Origin of the sequence: Rothia halotolerans (genome assembly GCF_004136635.1) — a bacterium.
In the GTDB taxonomy this organism is placed as follows: domain Bacteria; phylum Actinomycetota; class Actinomycetes; order Actinomycetales; family Micrococcaceae; genus Rothia; species Rothia halotolerans.
On sequence record NZ_NOIU01000001.1, the window covers coordinates 1040453 to 1058595 of the forward strand.

The window sequence follows — 18143 nt, forward strand, 5'->3', positions numbered from 1 at the left end:
TGGTGGGGAGCCCCTCCGCGCACTCTGCCGAAATCAGCCGTTGAACTCCGCCGGGTGCGGGCCGGTGCGGCCGTCGCGATCCAGGGCGTCGATGGCGTCGAGCTCCTCGGAGGTGAGGTCGAAGCCGAAGACGTCCAGGTTGGAGGCGATCCGGGCGGGCGTCACGGACTTGGGGATCACGATCCGCCCCTGCTGCAGGTGCCACCGCAGGACGGCCTGGGCGGGCTCGACGCCGTGGGCCGCGGCGGCCGCCCGGACGGCGTCGTCGGCCAGGACCGCGCCTTGGGCCAGCGGACTCCACGCCTCGGTGGCGATGCCGAGCCGGGCATCGGCGGTCTGCGTCTGGCGGTTCTGCAGCGCCGGGTGCAGCTCCACCTGGTTCACCGCAGGGATCGTGCCGCCGAGCGAGGCGATCCGGTCCAGGTGCTCGGGCAGGAAGTTCGAGACGCCGATCGAGCGGGTGAGACCCTCCTGGCGGAGCCGCTCCAGCGCCTCCCAGGTCTCGAGGTAGGCCTCCGTGGCCGGGGCCGGCCAGTGGATCAGGTAGAGGTCCACCTGGTCCAGGCCCAGGCGGTCGAGGCTGGTGTGCAGGGCGCGGGCCGGGTCGGCGAGGTCGGCGACCCAGAGCTTGGTGGTGACGAACAGGTCCTCGCGGGCGAGGCCCGAGGAGGCGAGCGCCCGGCCGACGCCGGCCTCGTTGCCGTAGACGGCCGCCGTGTCGATGCTGCGGTAGCCGGCTTCCAAGGCGCTGTTGACGGCGCGGGTGGTCTCCTCGTCGGGGACCTGGAAGACGCCGAAGCCCAGCTGCGGTATCTCGGTCGAGTCGTTGAGGGTGATGGTGGGGACGGATGCGGGATCCATGGGATGCTCCTTCGTGGGACGTGGGACGTGGGACGTGGGACGTGGGACGTGGGACGTGGGACGGCCGGGGCGCGCCCAGCCTCGTCCCGCCGGGTCAGCGGGCGTCCGCGCTCGCGAGCGGGGCCGGATCCTGACCTGCCGGCGTCGTGCGCCGCAGCTCCCCGCCGCGGGACAGTCCTGCCGCGATCAGCACGGCGAGCCCGACCACGGTGACCGCCGCCCCAGCCCACAGCGGCGAGGTGTAGCCGAGGCCGGCGGCGATCGTCAGGCCGCCGATCCAGGCGCCGAAGGCGTTGCCGATGTTGAACGCCGCGATGTTGGCGCCCGAGGCGAGGGTCGGCGCGGCCTCCGCGTGGTCCATGATGCGCATCTGCAGGCCCGGCACGGTCGCGAAGCCGAAGGCACCCATCAGCGGCAGCACGATGACGGTGGCGACCCGGCTCTCCGCGACCAGCGCGAACACCGCGAGGATGACGACGAGGCCGATGAGCAGGACCAGCAGCGTCATGCCGAGGCTCCTGTCCGCGAAGCGCCCGCCGAGGATGTTCCCCGCGAACAGCCCGACGCCGAAGAGCACGAGCAGCCACGGGACCGTCCCGGCGGAGAATCCCGAGACGCCGGTCAGGGTGAACGCGATGTAGCTGAACGCGCCGAACATGCCGCCGTAGCCGAGGATCGTGATGGCCATCGAGGCCCAGACCTGGCCCGAGCGGAAGATCGCGAACTCGCCCAGCACGTGGCCCGCCGACTCGCGGCGGGAGGCGGAGGGGATCGCCAGCGCGATGCCGATCAGGGCGAGCACGCCGATGACCGTGATGGCCCAGAACGTGGAGCGCCAGCCGGCCGCCTGCCCGAGGAAGGTGCCCAGCGGCACGCCCAGCACGTTGGCCGTGGTCAGGCCCGCGAACATCAGTGAGATCGCCGCGGCCTTCCGGTGCGCGGGAACCAGGCCCGCCGCGACCACCGCGCCGATGCCGAAGAACGCCCCGTGGCACAGGGCGGCCACGATGCGCCCGGTCATCATGGCCGAGTAGGTCGGCGCCAGGGCGGAGAGGAGGTTGCCGGCGATGAACAGCACCATCAGCGCCATCAGCGCCCTCTTGCGGTTCATCCGGGTCATGGCGACCGTCAGCGCGATCGCGCCGACCGCGACGGCGAGTGCGTAGCCGGAGATCAGATGGCCCGCCTGGGCCTCGGTGACGCCGAAGTCGGCGGCCACCTCGGGCAGCAGCCCCATGATGACGAATTCCGTCAGTCCGATGCCGAACCCGCCGAGGGCGAGCGCGAGCAGTGCGATAGGCATGAGCTTCTCCTGGTCGAGAATATGAGAGGATGATGCACCTGCAATATCAGGCGTATACACTAGTTGCATGTGCAATGAATAAGATGTTTGCACACGCGCTCTATCTGCGCAAGTGAGGTATCCTGGAGGGACACAGACCTTGAGGAGGTGCCGGATGGGAATCGCCGATGACGCCGTCGAGATCAGGGCCAGGGGCTGGCGGACGCTCGCGGCCCTGCACGGCATGATCGAGACCGAGCTGGAGCGGGCCCTTCAGCGCGAGCACCGGCTCTCCGTGGTGGAGTTCACGGTGCTCGACGCCCTGAGCCGTCAGGACGGCTGGCACATGAGGATGCGCCAGCTGGCCCGGGCCGCCGCCCTGTCCAGCAGCGCGACGACGCGGCTGGTGACCCGCCTGGAGGACCGCGGCCTGCTCACGCGCATCCTGTGTGACGACGACCGCCGCGGCATCTACACCGAGCTCACCCCCGCCGGCCAGGAGCTGCTCGCCGCGGCCCGCCCGACGCACGACGGCGTGCTCGAGCAGACGCTGGCGGAAGCGTGCGAGCTCCCCGAGCTCGCCTCCCTGGTGGAGGCGCTGCACGCGGACGTCCCCGGCTGAGCGCGCGGGTGCACTCGGGGTGACTTCCGTGCATCGTCAGGTGGCGTTGAGGCGGCTGCCGTCCGATCTGCTGCCGGCCGAGTGCTCGGGGGTCCGAGGGGAACGACCCTCGCCGGAGCCTCGGGAGGCTTCCCGCGTGCCGAGGCGGGCGAAGGGGGCCGCGATCAGCCGGCTCAGCGTCGTCCCGTAGCCGCGGATCGCCGCGTTGAACGGAGTCAGCGCGAAGAGCCAGGTGGTCACCGCGGCCAGCGCCAGGCAGGCCAGCAGCATCGCGACGGGGGAGACGTGCTCGAGGCTCTCGCTCAGGGGCACCTCGAGCAGCTTCACGACGAATCCGTGCAGCAGGTAGACGGCCAGGGAGTGACGGCCCACCGTGGCGAGGTACCCGTCCTTCGAGGGGAGGCAGGAGACCAGCGCCACCGTGCTCAGCGCCGCGCTCAGGTCGATGGCCAGTCGCATCGCCGAGCCCTCGAGGAGCGTGGAGCCGAACCAGTCGAAGCTCCGGCTGCCGTAGAACCACCGGCTGCCCACGTCGCTGAGGTAGAACGCCAGGACGGGCCCGGCGGCCGCGATCACCAGGCCGACCATCGTGGCGGGTCGGTGCTTCCCGGCCCAGGCCAGGATCCTCGCGCCGTAGAGCTTCCCGACCACGAAGAAGGGCCAGAAGGCGAGGGTGCGGGCCGCCGCGAGCTCGTCGTCGAGGAGGGGGACCACCCCGCCGAACAGGCCGGCGGTCAGCGAGGCGACCAGCGTGGCGCGGGGGAAGCGCTCGATCAGGGGCACGCTGAGCATCCACCACGCCATCGCCAGCAGGAACCAGGTGCTCCAGTACGGTGCCAGGGCGTCGACCTCCGGATCCGGTCCCCAGAGGCCCGTCCACCCGTAGTACAGGGGGAGGGAGGTGCCGAGCAGGACCAGGAAGACCAGGACCCGCTGGGTCAGCCGGTCGGACTTGGCCGTGATGCCCGCCAGGAACACGAAGGCGGGCATGTGGAAGGAGTAGATGGCCGTCTCCACGAAGCGCAGGGTCCCGGAGTCCCAGTAGGAGACCGCCTCCAGCAGGTGGCCGAGGACGACCATGGAGATCAGGACGCCCTTTGCGCGGTCCAGCCGATGATCACGAGTAAGCACGTGGGGACCGTAACGTCCGGGTTTCTTAAGGGGCTGAACAGGGGCTAGGCCTCCGCTGAGTCCCGTACGGCGTCGTCGGGGCCTGCATTCCCCGGAGGGCATCTATGGTCGGGGGCTGACAAGGCGGTGAGGTTCGATGAGAGGATGGACGCGACCGCCCGTCCCGGCCGAGGCCGTGGGCGGGGAGCCCGCGGAAGGGGACGACAATGTCATCGAGGACTCGCACGGACTGGCCGACCACCATCCTGGGCCTCGCCGCCCTGTTCGCCGTATTCCTCTTCTGGAATGCCGGCAGCGGCCTGCTGTCGGGGACGGTCTCGGTCGTCGGGCTGTTCCTGTGCCTCTTCGGGGCGGCGTGCATCCTGGTGGTCTCCGCCCTGAGGCGGCGCGGCAGGAGAGAGGCGGAGCTCCGGGAACCTCGCAGCCGGCGGTGAGTGGGGTCCACGGCTGCCCCCGGGGGTGCTGTTCGGGCCTCCCCGGGACGGCCGGGCGTCCTCAGGACGGCCGCGGTGCCGAAGGATGAGACGCCCTGGTCGCGGCCCGAGGACCGTGCCCTCGCTTCGGCCCGATGACCATCCTTCCCCCCCGACGATCGCCTCCCGATGACCCGCTCGCCCCGCCTCAACATGACGCAGGGTTAACGAACCCTCGACGCGGTGCGCCGGCCTCTGTATGTTGCCGGGAGTATCCATCGATCGTCTCGAGTGAGGACATCCGCCCCATGATTGCCACTGGGCTGCTCATCGGCGCTCTCCTGGGCGCTGTCATGCAGCGCGGCCGGTTCTGCGTCACCGGCATGCTGCGGGACATCTTCCTGCAGCGCTCCTGGCGCACCTTCGTCGCCCTTCTCATCGTGATCGCCGTCCACGCCGTCGGCATCGCGGCGCTGACCTCCGCCGGGGTCATCGCCCCCGAGTACCCCACCTTCGCCCCCGTCGCGGTGGTCCTGGGCGGGCTGATGTTCGGGGTCGGCATCATCCTCGCCGGCGGCTGCGCCTCCGGCACGTGGTACCGCTCCGCCGAGGGCCTGGTCGGCTCGTGGATCGCTCTGATCATGTACGCCCTGTCCGCCGCCGCCATGAAGACGGGCCCGCTGACCGGCTTCGCCGCGTGGATGAAGGGCTGGGACACGGGCCTGACCACCCTCCCCGAGGTGCTGGGCGTCTCGCCGTGGCTGTTCGTGGTCGTCCTAGCGGCGATCACGGTCTTCCTGGCCCGCCACTTCCTGCGGAAGGAGGCGCGGATCCCGAAGCCGGCCGCGCTCGACGGCAGGCCCGCCTGGAAGCGGCCCCTGCACTTCTACACCGCCGGCGCGCTGATCGGCGTCCTGGGCGTCATCGCCTGGCCCCTCTCCGCGGCCTCCGGCCGCAACGACGGCCTGGGGATCACCACCCCGAGCTCCAACTTCGCCAACTTCGTGGTGAACGGCTCCGGCGAGAGCATCGACTGGGGCGTGATGCTGGTGCTCGGCCTGTTCGCCGGCGCGTTCATCGCCGCCAAGGCGACCGGGGAGTTCCGGGTCCGCGTGCCGGACGCCAAGGCCGCGACCCGCTCCGTGGGCGGCGGCGTCCTGATGGGCGTGGGCGCCGCCCTCGCCGGCGGCTGCACCGTGGGCAACGGCATGGTCCAGACCAGCCTCTTCAGCTTCCAGGGCTGGATCGCGCTGGCCTCCATCGCCGCCGGCGTGGGCCTGGCCGCCAAGATCTGGCTCAAGCCCTCCAAGGCGGAGGCCGCGCGGACCGCGGGCGACCCCGAGACGTACTCGACCGACGAGACCGTCGACGACACCGTGGACGCGGTGGACGGCGAGCGGTCCCGGCCCGAGGGCGCCGGCGTCTTCGGCGGGTTCGCCGCAGCCCCGGCGTCCGTGGCCCTGAAGTCCCGGGAAGAGGCCCCCTCGGGCAAGCTCAGGGACCTGGGGGATGGCTACTACGCGCTGGACTCGCTGGGCGCGGTCTGCCCGTTCCCCCTGATCGAGGCCAAGGACGTGATGAAGACGCTGAGCCCCGGCGAGCACCTGGTCATCGACTTCGACTGCACCCAGGCCACCGAGGCGATCCCGCACTGGGCCGCCGAGGACGGGCACGAGGTCACCGACTTCCGGGAGAAGGGCGAGGCCAGCTGGCAGATCACCCTCCGGAAGGGGTGAGCGGACGCCGGGCGTGCCCGCGCCCGGCGTCGTTCACGCAGAGTTAACAGGGCGATGGCTCACAGTCCCTGGGTCCGGACGGGCGGGTCGGCTAGGTTGGCACCCATGCTGATGACGAGGTTCCTCCGCTACGCCCACCTGCTCTCCGGACCCCGGCGGACCCCGCTGTTCGACCGGCACCTCGCCTACCTCCTGGTGCTCATCGCGGGCGCACTGAACGCCGTCGGCTTCGTCGCCGTCGGGATGTACACCTCCCACATGACCGGCATGGTCGCCGACCTCGCCGCCCACGCCGTCGTCCTCGACCTCGGGCTGGTGCTGGCGGGGGTCATGGCGATCTGCTCCTTCGTCCTGGGCGCGGTGATCTCCACGGTGCTCTACACCTGGGGCAGCCGTCACCGCCTCTCCAGCCGGTACGCGAACGTGCTGGTCATCGAGGGGTTCCTGATGCTGGTCATCGGACTGCTGGCGGGGTTCGCCGACGAGCAGCACTTCGAGCGGCTCCTGGTGGTCCCCCTGTGCTTCACCATGGGGCTCCAGAACGCGCTGATCACCAAGATCCGCGACTTCCCGGTGCGCACCACCCACGTCACGGGCATGATCACCGACCTCAGGGTGGAGCTGGGCCGGCTGTTCTACTTCAGCCGCGGTCCGGAGGCCCGCCGGGTGCGGGCGGACCGGGAGAAGCTGACGGTGCTCTCGACGCTGGTCGGGCTGTTCCTCGTCGGCGGCCTGATCGGGGCCTCCGCGTACTGGGTCATGGGGTTCCAGACGCTGCTGGTGGGCGCCGTGCTGATCCTGCTCGCCGCGCTGCCGCCCTCGATCCGGGACCTCACGGGCCGCTCGAGGAAGCGCCAGCCGGTCCCCGTCGGGTGACCCAGCCGGTCTCCGCCGGGAGACGGGACGCGCGTGGGCGGATGGGCCGTCTCGGGGCGCACACCCCGGCCGCCGCTGGCTCGACGCGGCGGATCACCCCGCGTTCGCGGAGAACCGCCGCGCGTTCACCAGGCCCAGCAGCGTCGCCACGGCGACGGCGGCCGCGAAGACCAGGCTCGCCGGGACCAGCCCGAGCGCCTCGGAGAGCACGCCGGTGCCGATGGCCGGCAGGGAGATCGCCAGGTAGCCGACGATGAAGTACGACGTCGTCGCCTCCGTCCTGTTCTCCGGCCGGGTGGCGCCGGTGACGGCCCGCATCCCGGTCATGAACAGCAGCCCCTGTCCGATGCCGCCCAGCACCGCGGAGACGATCAGCAGCGTCAGGGAGGCGGCGCCGAGTGCGCCCGCCAGCAGGCCCATCGCGAAGACCAGGCAGATCGACCCCGCCACGATCAGCGTGCGGTCCGCCAGCGAGCGGAAGGCGATCTGCCCCGCGGCCGATGACCCGAAGAGCAGGAACACGACGACGCCGATGACCGCGGAGGAGTGGATGCCCAGCACGGAGCCCATGAAGTTCGGCCCCACCGAGGAGTACACGCCGCACACCGCGAAGCCGGTGACCGCCCCGACCACCGAGGCCGCGAAGAGCCGCCGGGACTCGGCGGGCACCCGCGGCAGCTGCACGGCCGCCTTCGAGGGATCCGGGACCACGCGCTCGCGGACGGCCAGCAGGGCGAGGCCGGCGAGGAGCAGCAGCACGGCGTGCACCAGGTAGGGGGTGCGCAGCGGCGAGGCGCTCCACGCCCCGATCAGCCCGGCCATCAGGATGCCCAGGCCGAGGCCGCCGATGTTCGCCGAGGTCGCGAGCGACCCGGCCAGACGCTCCCGGCCGCGCGGGGCGTTCTCCATGACGCAGACGGTCCCGGTGGCGGTGAAGATCCCCGCCGCCAGCCCGGAGAGGACGCGGCCGGTGTACAGCAGCCACTCCGCGGTCCCGACGGCGAAGAGCGCGGCGGAGAGCAGCGAGAGCACGACGCCGGCCAGCAGCATCGGCCGGCGCCCCAGCGCGTCCGAGAGCCTGCCGCACAGGACCAGGGAGAGGATCACCCCGCCGGCGTAGACGGCGAACAGGACGGTGGTGGTGGCGCTGCCGAAGCCGAAGCGCTCCTCGTAGAGCGGGTACAGCGGCGTCGGCATCGTGGTGCCCATCATGACGACGGCGAACACGTAGGAGACCGCCGCCAGGGACCACCCCGAGGCGGGTCGCCGGGTCTTGGAAACGGCGTCTGACATGCGGCATCCTCCGGGGGCCTCGGCGTGGTGGGGCCGTCCGGCGCTCGGGCTCGGGCGGTGGGCGGCCCGGACGCGATGCGGCCCCGAGGGTCGGCGCGTCCTCTGCGTCACATGACAACCATGCCGCCCGCGGGGCTATTCCCCCGCCGCCGGCCGCCGCCGACCCCCGCCGGCCGCGGCCGACCGCCGCCGACCGCGGTCGGGGCGCGCCCGGCCCGCTACAGTGCCCACTATGGCACCTCATCCCGACTCGTCCGCGACCATCCGGAGCGCCGGCCCCGCCGACGCCGCCCCCTGCGCGCGCATCTACGCCCCCTACGTCCGGGACACCAACGCGACCTTCGAGCTCGAGCCTCCCGCCGCGGCCGCCATGGGGGAGCGGATCGCCGCCGTCCGGGCCTCGCACGCCTGGCTCGTGGCCGAGCGGGAGGGCGAGGTCCTCGGCTACGCCTACGGCGTCCCCTTCGCCCAGCGGCCCGCCTACCGGTGGTCCGCCGAGGTCAGCGTCTACCTCGCGGACGGGGCGCGGGGGAGCGGCGTCGGCAGCTCCCTGTATGCCGCGCTGCTTGAGCGCCTGCGCGAGCGGGGCATGCAGGTGGCGATCGCGCGGGTGGCCCAGCCGAACGCCGCGAGCGAGGCGCTGCACGCCCGCTTCGGCTTCGAGCGCGCCGGGCTGCTGCGCCGCATCGGCTACAAGAACGGGCGGTGGTACGACGTCGCCCTCCTCCAGCTCGAGCTCAGCCCCGCCGGCGAGGACCCCGCCGAGCCGCGCTGAGGAACGTCGGCCGGGGCCCTGCCGGGCCGAGTTGAGAGGAGCCGGCGGAGCCCTGCTGAGGGCCGCCGTCCCCGCCGCCGAAGGACTTTCCGCGACGTCGATGCCGCTTGCCGGGCAGAATTTCACTACGCTGGTCTCACCACTGACGGGAACGGAAAGGGCGGGCTCCATGACCTCCACAGCCGGGCGCATCGTCGCCTCCCTCGGCATCACCGGCGCCGCCGGCCTGATCGGCATGGCGGCCCGGGACAGATTCCAGAAGAAGCATACGATCCTGCGCAACTTCCCCGTCCTGGGCCACGCGAGATATGCGATGGAGTTCATACGCCCGGAGATCCAGCAGTACTTCGTGGAGAACAACTACGACGGCCGACCCTTCGACCGCGACACCCGCTCCATGATCTACGAGCGGGCCAAGGGCCTCACCGGGGAGCAGGCCTTCGGCACCGAGCGGAAGGTCCTGCGCCCGGGCCACGACTACCTGCTGCACACGATGGCGCCGGTGGAGATGATGGAGGCCGAGCCGCGGCAGCGCCTGGGCGGCCCGGACTGCACCCAGCCCTACGACATCTCGCTGTTCAACGTCTCCTCCATGAGCTTCGGGGCCCTCTCTCCGCAGGCGGTGATGGCGATGAACAAGGGCGCGGCGCTCGGCGGCTTCTCGCAGGAGACCGGCGAGGGCGGGCTCAGCCGGTACCACCTGGAGCACGGCGGGGACCTCATCTGGGAGTTCGGCTCGGGGTACTTCGGCTGCCGCACCGAGGAGGGCCGCTTCAACGACGAGGTCTTCGCCGAGAAGGCCGCGACGCCGCAGATCAAGGGCGTCCTCATCAAGATCAGCCAGGGGGCCAAGCCGGGCATCGGCGGCGTCCTGCCGGGGGAGAAGGTGAACCGGGAGATCGCCGAGGCGCGCGAGGTGCCCGAGGGCGAGGACTGCATCAGCCCGGCGGCCCACCCGGAGTTCTCGACGCCGCGCGAGCTGGTGCGCTTCATCGCCCGGGTGCGGCGGCTGGCCGAGGGGAAGCCGGTGGGTCTCAAGTTCTGCCTGGGCTCGCGGATCGAGGTCCTCGCCCTGTGCAAGGCCATGCTGGAGACGGGGATCACTCCGGACTGGATCACCATCGACGGCTCGGAGGGCGGCACGGGCGCGGCGCCGGTGGAGTTCGAGGACGCCGTCGGGATGCCGCTGACCGACGGCCTGATCACGGTCAGCAACGCGCTGATCGGCGCCGGGCTGCGCGAGCGGGTCTCGATCGGGGTCTCGGGGAAGGTCGTGGGCGGGGCGGACATCGTGCGCCGGATCGCGCTGGGCGCGGACTTCACGAACTCCGCGCGCGGGATGATGATGGCCACCGGATGCATCCAGGCGCAGCGGTGCAACACGAACAGGTGCCCCTCCGGCGTCGCCACCCAGAACCCGTGGCTGGCGCACGGCGTCGACGTCGAGGACAAGAGCTCGCGGGTCCGCAACTACCACGTCGGGACGATACGCTCGGCCATGCGGATCCTCGCCTCGATGGGGGTGCGCTCCTTCCACGACCTCGGCCCCGAGCACGTCATGCACCGGATCGACTCCACCAGCTCGGCCTCCTACAAGGAGATGTTCGAGTGGCTGGAGAACGGCTCGATCCTCGACGGCACGGCTCCCGAGGATTGGTTGCACGAATGGGACCGGGCGGACGCGGGCAGCTTCCAGGTGCCGACGCACCAGCACCTGCGCGCCAACTGAGCGGGACGCCCGGAAAAGCGTCCTCGACGCTGCGGAATCGATTCCGCAGCGTCGAGGGGGGGCTCGCGGCGGCTGGGGCCCGCGGCCGTGTGCGGACCTCCCGGTAACCGGCGGGCGGGCTTACCCTGATCCTATGAAGGTGACGGTGCTGGGCGGGACGGGGACCCTGGGCGGCCGGGTCGCGGAGCGGCTGGCGGCCCGGGGGCACAAGGTGGTGGCCGCGAGCCGTGCCACCGGCGTCGACGCCGTGGAGGGGCGGAAGCTGAAGAGGGCGATGCGCAGGGCCGACGTCGTCGTGGACTGCCTCAACGTGGGGACCGCGAGCGGCAGGAGGGCCGTGGACTTCTTCACCCGCTCCGCGACCCAGGTGACCGCCGCGGCCGAGCGCGCCGAGGCGGGCAGGATCGTGGTGGTCTCGATCCACGGGGCCGCCGACCCGGAGGTCAGCCGGCTCATGGGGTACTACCGGGGCAAGGCGGCGCAGGAGAGGATCTACGGCACCGCGCGCGTGCCCGTCACGCTCGTCCGCTCGACGCAGTGGTTCGAGCTGCTCCCCGCCCTCGCGGGGCGCACGGGTCTGGGGCCGTTCGCCGTGCCTCCCTCCATGCGGATGGCGCCGGTGGCGGTGGACCGGGTGGCGGCCCTGGTGGTGCGCGAGGTCGAGGCGCCGGGGGAGGAGGACCGCGTCCTGGCGATCCGGGGCCCCGAGGAGGCGACGGCGGAGGAGATGCTCCGGACGCTCCTGAGGTACCGGGAGGTCTTCCCGGAGCGCCTGCCCCGCTTCATCCTCCCCGTCCCCTACCTGGGGCGCGCCATCGCCGGCGGGGCGCTCATCCCGGAGGACGGCGTGGTGGACACCGTGACGCTGGAGGACTGGGTCCGGGGCAGCCCGGCGCGGTGAGCGCGCGGGGCCGGGTCCGAGGAGACGGCGCCGGACCGGATACCGCCCGGAGGGCCCGGACCGGGCGCCCGACGGCGCGCGGGGCTCAGGAGCGGCCGGGGAGCCTGTCGCGCTGGTAGGTGATCTCGGAGTAGCCGTGCGGGACGGGGTTCCCCTCCTCGTCGAGGGCGACGAAGACGATCCTGTCGATGGAGAGGATCAGCTTGCGGGTGATCATGTTCCTCACCTCGGCCCGCATGGTCAGGGAGGTCTTCCCGAACCGGACGGCCTTCAGCCCCATCTCGATCATGTCCCCCTGGACCGCCGAGGAGACGAAGTTGATCTCGGAGATCAGCTTGGTCACCGCGCGGTAGCTGCCCAGCTGGAGCATCGCGTAGATCGCCGCCTCCTCGTCGATCCAGCGCAGCAGGGAGCCGCCGAAGAGGGTGCCGTTGGCGTTGAGGTCCTCCGGCTTGACCCATTTGCGGGTGCGGAAGTTGACGGCGTCGTCCTCGACCGAGGAGTCGTGCAGGGGGCTGGAGGGGGCATCGGAGGTCATGGGACCAGGGTAGACCTCGGGGCCGCGTCGAAGCTGTGCCGTGGGTCCCACCATCGACCGAGATCGGCGGACCGGACGCCGCCGGGAGCCCGTCAGCCGGCACGGCCGGACGCCTCCGCGGGCCGGGGAGCCCTTGCGCACCCCGGGAGGCTGACGTTTCATGGAACACATGGATCGCCATCGAAGTCCCGGCCCGCGTCCGTCCGCCGCCGAGGCGGTGCTCTAGATGGACGCGGGAACCTGGCTAAACATCGGGCTCGTCCTCCTCTTCGTCCTGATCGGCGGCGTGTTCGCCGCGACGGAGATCGCGCTGGTCTCGCTGCGGGAGGGGCAGATCGACCAGCTGGAGAAGCGCGGCCGCCGCGGCCAGCGGGTGGCCCGCATCGCCCGGGACCCCAACCGCTTCCTCGCCGCGGTGCAGATCGGCGTCACCGTGGCGGGCTTCTTCTCCGCGGCCTACGGCGCCTCCACGATCGCACCGGACCTCGCCCCGGCGCTGACCGGCCTCGGCCTGCGGGAGCAGGCCGCGCAGACGGTGGCGCTGGTCGCGATGACCCTGGTGGTGGCCTTCTGCTCGCTCGTGCTGGGCGAGCTCGTGCCCAAGCGGCTCGCGCTGCAGCGCTCCTCGGGGATAGCGCTCGTGGTCGGACCGCCGCTGGACACGTTCTCCACGCTGATGCGGCCGGTCATCTGGCTGCTCTCGGTCTCCACCGACGGGCTGCTCCGCCTCCTGCGGGTGGACCCCGGCCAGGCCGGCGAGCAGATGTCCGAGGAGGAGCTGCGGGACCTGGTGGTCGCCCACGAGGGCCTGCCCGAGGACGAGCGGCAGATCCTGCGCGACGTCTTCCGCACCAACGAGCGCACGATCAGCGAGGTCATGCGCCCGCGCCACGAGGCGGTCTTCCTCCCCGCCGAGCTGACGCTGACGCGGGCCGTGGAGGAGATCGCCGAGCACCCCTACTCCCGCTATCCGGTCACGGGCGAGGACTTCGACGACGTCCGCGGCTTCGTCCACGTCCGCGACATCCTGCTGGCCGAGCCCCGCGACGGCTCCCGCCGGGTCCGGGAGCTGGCGCGCAGGATCGTCGTGCTGCCCGGCACCAACGGCGTGCTCGGCTCGATCACGCTGATGCGCCGGGAGCGCACGCACATCGCCGTCGTGATCGACGAGTACGGCGGGACGGACGGCATCGTGACGCTGGAGGACCTGGTGGAGGAGCTCGTCGGGGAGATCGAGGACGAGTACGACGCCGAGGGGGACCGGCCCTCCGCCCATCCGGGGGAGGACGAGGCCGAGATGGACGGCGGGCTCACGCTCGAGGACGTCGCCGAGGGCACCGGGTTGGAGCTTCCCGAGGGCCCCTACGAGACCATCGGCGGGTTCCTCCAGGACGAGCTGGACCGGGTGCCGCGGGAGGGCGACGTCGTGCTCCTCGCCGGCCGCGCGATCGAGGTGCTGAGCATGGACGGGCACCGCGTGGCCTCCGTCCGGATCGCCGCCCGGGACGCGGAGACGGGGCCGGAGGAGCGAGCCCGGCCGATTTGACCCCGCTGATAGGTTGGTCCGATGTGCCTGGCGCCGGTGGCCTCGTCCGCCGCTCGACCATCGATCCCGTGCCGGCACCCCACGTTCCCATCTCCGCAGCGGCGCATCGACCATGAAAACGGGTGACGAGTGTCCGTCCAGACCACGTCCAAGCCAGATCTCGAGAACGGAGACGACGCCGTTCCCGCGCCGCCGCGGACCGACCGCTGGGTCACCGGCATCAGCGCCGGGGCCCTCGGCGCCTTCGTCCTCGGCGCGATCATCTTCCCCGAGACCGTCAGCTCCTGGGTCGACGCCGGGCTGAGCGCCTCCGCCCGCTGGTTCGGCCCCTACTGGCAGGTGCTCCTCCTGGTCACCTTCCTGGTGGCCATCGTGCTGGCCTTCACGCCCTGGGCCCGCGCCCGGCTGGGCGGGACCTCGACGCCGGAGTTCGGCCGCTTCAAGTGGGTCGCCATGGTCATGAGCACCCTGCTGGCCGGCGGCGGGGTCTTCTGGGCCGCCGCCGAGCCGGTGAACCACCTGGTGACCACCCCGCCGCACTTCGAGGGGGAGGTCTCCGACCCCGTCCAGGCGGGGTACACCGCGCTCGCGCAGAGCTTCGTCCACTGGGGCTTCCTCGCCTGGGCGATCATCGGCTCGCTGGGCACGATCGTGATGATGTACGGCGTGCAGAAGGGCATGCCGCTGCGTCCCCGCACCCTGCTCTACCCGATCATGGGGGCCAAGGTGGCCCGGCACTGGATCGGCGCCGCGGCGGACATCGTGTCCATCATCGCCATGGTGGCCGGCACGGTCGGGCCGATCGGCTTCCTGGGGCTTCAGGTCTCCTACGGGCTCTCCGCATTCTTCGGGGTGCCCGACGTCTACCTGACGCAGCTGCTCGTGATCGCCGTGCTCGTCGCGGTCGCGTGCGCCTCGGTGATCTCCGGGCTCGGGCGGGGGATCCAGATCCTCAGCCGGGCCAACATCTGGCTCGCCGTGGCCCTGATGGCGCTCATCCTGGTGCTCGGCTCGGCCTGGTACATCGTGCGGTCCTTCGTGGGAGGGCTCGGCGTCTATGCCCAGAACTTCCTCGGCACCACGCTCTACCAGGGCGACGCCGCGTGGCTCTCACAGTGGACCCTCTTCTTCTTCGGCTGGTTCCTGGGCTACGCGCCGCTGATGGCGATCTTCATCGCGCGGATCTCCCGCGGGCGCACCGTGCGGGACCTCATCGTGAGCACCACGGTGCTGCCGCCGCTGGTCAGCTGCCTCTGGTTCACGGTCCTGGGCGGCACCGGGATCATGTTCGAGCAGCGCTCGCCCGGCTCGATCTCCGGTCCCCTGGAGGAGTCCGGCCTGCCCGCGGCGGTCATGGCGATCTCCTCCCAGCTGCCGCTGACCCTGCTGGTGGGAGGGGCCTTCCTCCTCCTCACCATCGTCTTCGTCGCCACGACGGCGGATTCGATGTCCTACAGCATCGCCCAGGCCTGCTCGCCGGTCGACGAGCCGTCCACCTCGCAGCGCGTCCTGTGGGCGGTGATCATGGGGCTCGCCGCCGCCGTGCTGATCTCGATCGGCGACGGCGGGATCAACGCGCTGCAGTCCTTCATCGTGGTCACCGCCGTCCCGGCGGGCTTCCTCATGCTCCCTGCGGTGTGGGCGGCGCCGATGTACGTGCGCCGGCTGGCGAAGGAGCAGGGGATCGGCGGGACGCGGTAGGACCGCTGCACGGCTCGGCGGCCGGGGGCGGGGCCCGGCTTCCCCGGGGATCGCCCCACTATAGTGAGACGGGAATCACTACCGAAGCCGAGGAGAGACATGACCGTGAAGACCGCCGACCTCTACGACGACCTGGGCGAGGACATCCAGTCGCTGTCCCTGCAGATGCAGAACCTCGGCGGCGTCGAGGCCTTCGAGGGACCCATCCGCACGGTCCGGTGCTTCGAGGACAACGCCCTGCTGAAGTCTGTGCTCTCCGAGCCGGGGGAGGGGCGGGTGCTCGTCGTCGACGCCGGGGGCTCCCTGAAGCGGGCGGTGATGGGGGACATGATCGCCGAGCTCGCGCGGGGCAACGGCTGGGCCGGCGTCGTCATCTTCGGCGCGATCCGGGACCGGGAGGAGATCGCCCGGACCGCGATCGGGGTCAAGGCCCTCGGGAGCAACCCCCGCAAGAGCACCAAGACCGGCGCGGGGGAGAAGGACGTGACGCTGACGGTGGACGACGTCGTCTTCGCCCCCGGCAAGCGGCTCTACAGTGACGCGGACGGGATCCTCGTGGAGCGCTGATCCCGGGACGGCCCGCAGGGGGCGGGCGGTCCGCCGGTGAGCCGGGGCCGGGGTCGGGGAAGAGGCTGGGGCCGGGGGAGAGAGCGGGCGGCCCACCCCCTCCGCGTCACCCCCTAGGGTGGAGGGATGATCACCTCGCGCCCGCCGCACCGCCCACGCACCCGCCCGATCGCGCTCTCGGCGCTCGCCGTGCTCGGCGTCACCGCCGCGCTCAGCGGCTGCTCGCCCGATGACGGGCGCGAGACCGCCGAGCGGCTCGCCCAGGCCCTCTCCGGGCGCTCGCTGGACGGCGTCGACGTCGCGCCCTCCGACGCCGGCGGGCAGGACCCCTCCGGCAGGGTCGCGGACGTCCTCGAGCAGATGCCCGGGGACCCGGAGGTATCCCTGGCCGAGTACTCCGCCGGCGACGGCGGCGGGACCGCACGGCTGGACTGGACCTGGGAGCTCTCCGAGGACGCCTCCTGGACGTACCGGACCGAGGCGACGCTCGAGCAGGGCGAGGACGGCTGGACCCTGGACTACTCCCCGGACCTGCTGGCCCCCGGGTTGCGGCAGGACGAGGTCCTCGGGCTGTCCCGCGCCTCCGCCGAGCGCGGGAGGATCCTCGACGCCCACGGCGTCGCTCTCATGAACGACCGGCCGGTGCACCGCGTGGGGGTCGACAAGGAGGGGCTGAGCGAGGAGGAGGCCGAGCGCAGCGCCCGCGCGCTCGCCGACGTGCTGGACATCGACGCCGGGCAGTACGCGCAGCAGGTCGCCGGCTACGGGGATGAGGCCTTCGTGGAGGCGCTCGCGCTGCGCGAAGACGACTACCGCGAGGTCGCGCAGCGGATCGGCGACGTCGACGGCGCGCACGTCGTCGACGACACCATGCCGCTGGCCCGGGAGCGCGGCTACGCGACGGGGGTCCTGGGCAGCGTCGGCGAGGCGAGCGCGGAGGACATCGAGGCCTCCGACGGCGAGCTCGCGGCAGGCGACGTGCTCGGCCGCGGCGGCCTGCAGGAGGCGTACCAGGACGAGCTGAGCGGGACCGACGGCTACGTCGTCTCCGCGGTGCCCGACGGCGGCCCGGACGGCGAGGGCGAGTCCACCGGGCAGGCGCGGCCCCTCGAGACGGTGGAGCAGCAGGATGGGGAGGACCTCACCACCACCCTGGACGAGCGCTACCAGACCGCCGCGCAGAAGGTGCTGGAGGACGTCGAGTCGCCCTCGGCGGCCGTCGTCGTCAGGCCCTCCACCGGGGAGGTCCTGGCCGCGGCCGACGGCCCCGACTCCGAGGGGTACGGCACCTCGCTGCTGGGCCAGTACGCGCCGGGCTCGGTGTTCAAGCTGGCCACCGCCGCCGGCCTGCTGGAGCAGGGGAAGGACCCCGACTCGCCGGTGCAGTGCACGCCGGACATCACGGTCGACGGCCGCGAGTTCAGCAACGCGAGCACCTACCTGCCGGACCACACCGGCGAGATCAGCCTGCGGGAGGCGATGGCGCAGTCCTGCAACACCGCCTTCATCGCCGAGCACGAGGAGCTCTCCCAGGCCGAGCTGGCCGACGCCGCGCGCTCGCTGGGCTTCGGGCAGGACCTCGACCTGGGGATCGACGCCTTCGGCGGCTCCATCGGTGAGGAGGACTCCGGAGCCGAGCACGCCGCGTCGATGATCGGCCAGGGCCGGGTGCTGACCTCGCCGCTGGGCATGGCCGTGATGGCCGCGAGCATCCAGAACGGCTCCGTGGTGCAGCCCGAGCTGGTGGCCGGGCACGAGCCGGAGGGGGAGCCCGCCGCGTCGTCGCTGAGCGAGGAGCAGTTCGGGCAGCTGCGCGAGATGATGCGCTCGGTGGTCACCGACGGCCATCTGACCGTGCTGCAGGATGTGCCGGGCGAGCCGGTCGGTGGCAAGACCGGCACGGCCGAGTACGGCGACGAGACCCCGCCCCGCACGCACTCCTGGGTGGTGGCCGTGCAGGGCGACCTCGCCGTGAGCGTCTTCGTGGAGGACGGGGACTACGGCGCGGTCACCGGCGGGCCGGTGATGGAGGACCTGCTGACCCGGCTGGCGGACCTGCCCGAGCCGGAGAGCGCCGGCCAGGGCTAGGCGGGTCCCGGCCGGAGGCGGGTCCGGACGCTGGTCCGGGGTTCGGCCGCCGGTCTGCTCCGGCCGCCGGCCCGGTCCCGCGGC

At 72.1% G+C, this 18143-nt stretch carries 16 protein-coding genes; 11 read left to right on the forward strand and 5 right to left on the reverse strand.

Annotated elements, in window-relative coordinates:
- Window positions 1-33 precede the first annotated feature (33 nt).
- Both EWV39_RS04815 and EWV39_RS04820 read right to left on the reverse strand, forming a co-directional pair.
- Window positions 34-861, reverse strand: coding sequence for an aldo/keto reductase (locus tag EWV39_RS04815; RefSeq protein WP_129657179.1), 828 nt, complete (start codon window positions 859-861; stop codon window positions 34-36).
- Between the two features lie 94 nt (window positions 862-955).
- The gene (locus EWV39_RS04820) at window positions 956-2164 is read right to left on the reverse strand and encodes an MFS transporter (protein WP_129657181.1); all 1209 of its coding nucleotides are present in this window, start codon (window positions 2162-2164) and stop codon (window positions 956-958) included.
- Between the two features lie 154 nt (window positions 2165-2318).
- On the opposite strand from EWV39_RS04820, the gene EWV39_RS04825 reads away from it, so the two are divergent.
- A complete protein-coding gene (locus EWV39_RS04825) occupies window positions 2319-2765 on the forward strand; it encodes a MarR family winged helix-turn-helix transcriptional regulator (RefSeq protein WP_129657183.1) in 447 nt (148 codons plus the stop codon).
- A gap of 36 nt (window positions 2766-2801) precedes the next feature.
- Here the strand turns inward: EWV39_RS04825 and EWV39_RS04830 are convergent, their stop codons facing one another.
- Window positions 2802-3896 carry an acyltransferase family protein gene (locus tag EWV39_RS04830; RefSeq protein WP_129657185.1) on the reverse strand — a complete coding sequence of 365 codons (1095 nt, stop codon included), beginning with the start codon at window positions 3894-3896 and terminating at the stop codon, window positions 2802-2804.
- Window positions 3897-4102: 206 nt separating this feature from the next.
- Between EWV39_RS04830 and EWV39_RS04835 the strand changes: the two genes are divergently transcribed.
- From EWV39_RS04835 to EWV39_RS04845, 3 genes are all read left to right on the forward strand, one after another.
- Window positions 4103-4330, forward strand: coding sequence for a hypothetical protein (locus EWV39_RS04835; protein WP_129657187.1), 228 nt, complete (start codon window positions 4103-4105; stop codon window positions 4328-4330).
- Between the two features lie 287 nt (window positions 4331-4617).
- Complete coding sequence (locus tag EWV39_RS14295; RefSeq protein ID WP_129657189.1) at window positions 4618-6045, forward strand: YeeE/YedE thiosulfate transporter family protein; 1428 nt, start codon at window positions 4618-4620, stop codon at window positions 6043-6045.
- 105 nt (window positions 6046-6150) lie between these two features.
- Entirely contained in the window at window positions 6151-6921 is a 771-nt protein-coding gene (locus tag EWV39_RS04845; protein ID WP_129657191.1) for a YoaK family protein, read from the forward strand.
- Window positions 6922-7014: 93 nt separating this feature from the next.
- On the opposite strand, the gene EWV39_RS04850 is transcribed toward EWV39_RS04845, so the two are convergent.
- Window positions 7015-8214 (reverse strand): MFS transporter, encoded by a 1200-nt coding sequence (locus tag EWV39_RS04850; RefSeq protein WP_129657194.1) that lies wholly within the window; start codon window positions 8212-8214, stop codon window positions 7015-7017.
- A 232-nt stretch (window positions 8215-8446) separates the two neighbouring features.
- On the opposite strand from EWV39_RS04850, the gene EWV39_RS04855 reads away from it, so the two are divergent.
- From EWV39_RS04855 to EWV39_RS04865, 3 genes are all read left to right on the forward strand, one after another.
- On the forward strand, window positions 8447-8989 hold the full coding sequence (locus EWV39_RS04855) for a GNAT family N-acetyltransferase (RefSeq protein WP_129657196.1): 543 nt from the start codon (window positions 8447-8449) through the stop codon (window positions 8987-8989).
- A 169-nt stretch (window positions 8990-9158) separates the two neighbouring features.
- A complete protein-coding gene (locus EWV39_RS04860) occupies window positions 9159-10718 on the forward strand; it encodes an FMN-binding glutamate synthase family protein (protein ID WP_129657198.1) in 1560 nt (519 codons plus the stop codon).
- A gap of 145 nt (window positions 10719-10863) precedes the next feature.
- Window positions 10864-11619 carry an SDR family oxidoreductase gene (locus EWV39_RS04865; RefSeq protein ID WP_165313146.1) on the forward strand — a complete coding sequence of 252 codons (756 nt, stop codon included), beginning with the start codon at window positions 10864-10866 and terminating at the stop codon, window positions 11617-11619.
- Between the two features lie 85 nt (window positions 11620-11704).
- Here EWV39_RS04865 and EWV39_RS04870 read toward each other — a convergent pair whose 3' ends face one another.
- Window positions 11705-12157, reverse strand: coding sequence for an acyl-CoA thioesterase (locus EWV39_RS04870; RefSeq protein WP_129657201.1), 453 nt, complete (start codon window positions 12155-12157; stop codon window positions 11705-11707).
- Window positions 12158-12383: 226 nt separating this feature from the next.
- Between EWV39_RS04870 and EWV39_RS04875 the strand changes: the two genes are divergently transcribed.
- The 4 genes from EWV39_RS04875 (at window position 12384) to EWV39_RS04890 (ending at window position 18059) form a co-directional block, all read left to right on the forward strand.
- On the forward strand, window positions 12384-13703 hold the full coding sequence (locus tag EWV39_RS04875) for a hemolysin family protein (protein WP_129657203.1): 1320 nt from the start codon (window positions 12384-12386) through the stop codon (window positions 13701-13703).
- Window positions 13704-13832: 129 nt separating this feature from the next.
- Window positions 13833-15404: a BCCT family transporter gene (locus EWV39_RS04880; RefSeq protein WP_129657205.1), complete on the forward strand. Its 1572-nt coding sequence runs from the start codon at window positions 13833-13835 to the stop codon at window positions 15402-15404.
- Window positions 15405-15503: 99 nt separating this feature from the next.
- The gene (gene rraA / locus EWV39_RS04885) at window positions 15504-15971 is read left to right on the forward strand and encodes a ribonuclease E activity regulator RraA (protein ID WP_129657207.1); all 468 of its coding nucleotides are present in this window, start codon (window positions 15504-15506) and stop codon (window positions 15969-15971) included.
- 126 nt (window positions 15972-16097) lie between these two features.
- On the forward strand, window positions 16098-18059 hold the full coding sequence (locus tag EWV39_RS04890; RefSeq protein ID WP_129657209.1) for a penicillin-binding transpeptidase domain-containing protein: 1962 nt from the start codon (window positions 16098-16100) through the stop codon (window positions 18057-18059).
- Window positions 18060-18143 lie beyond the last annotated feature (84 nt).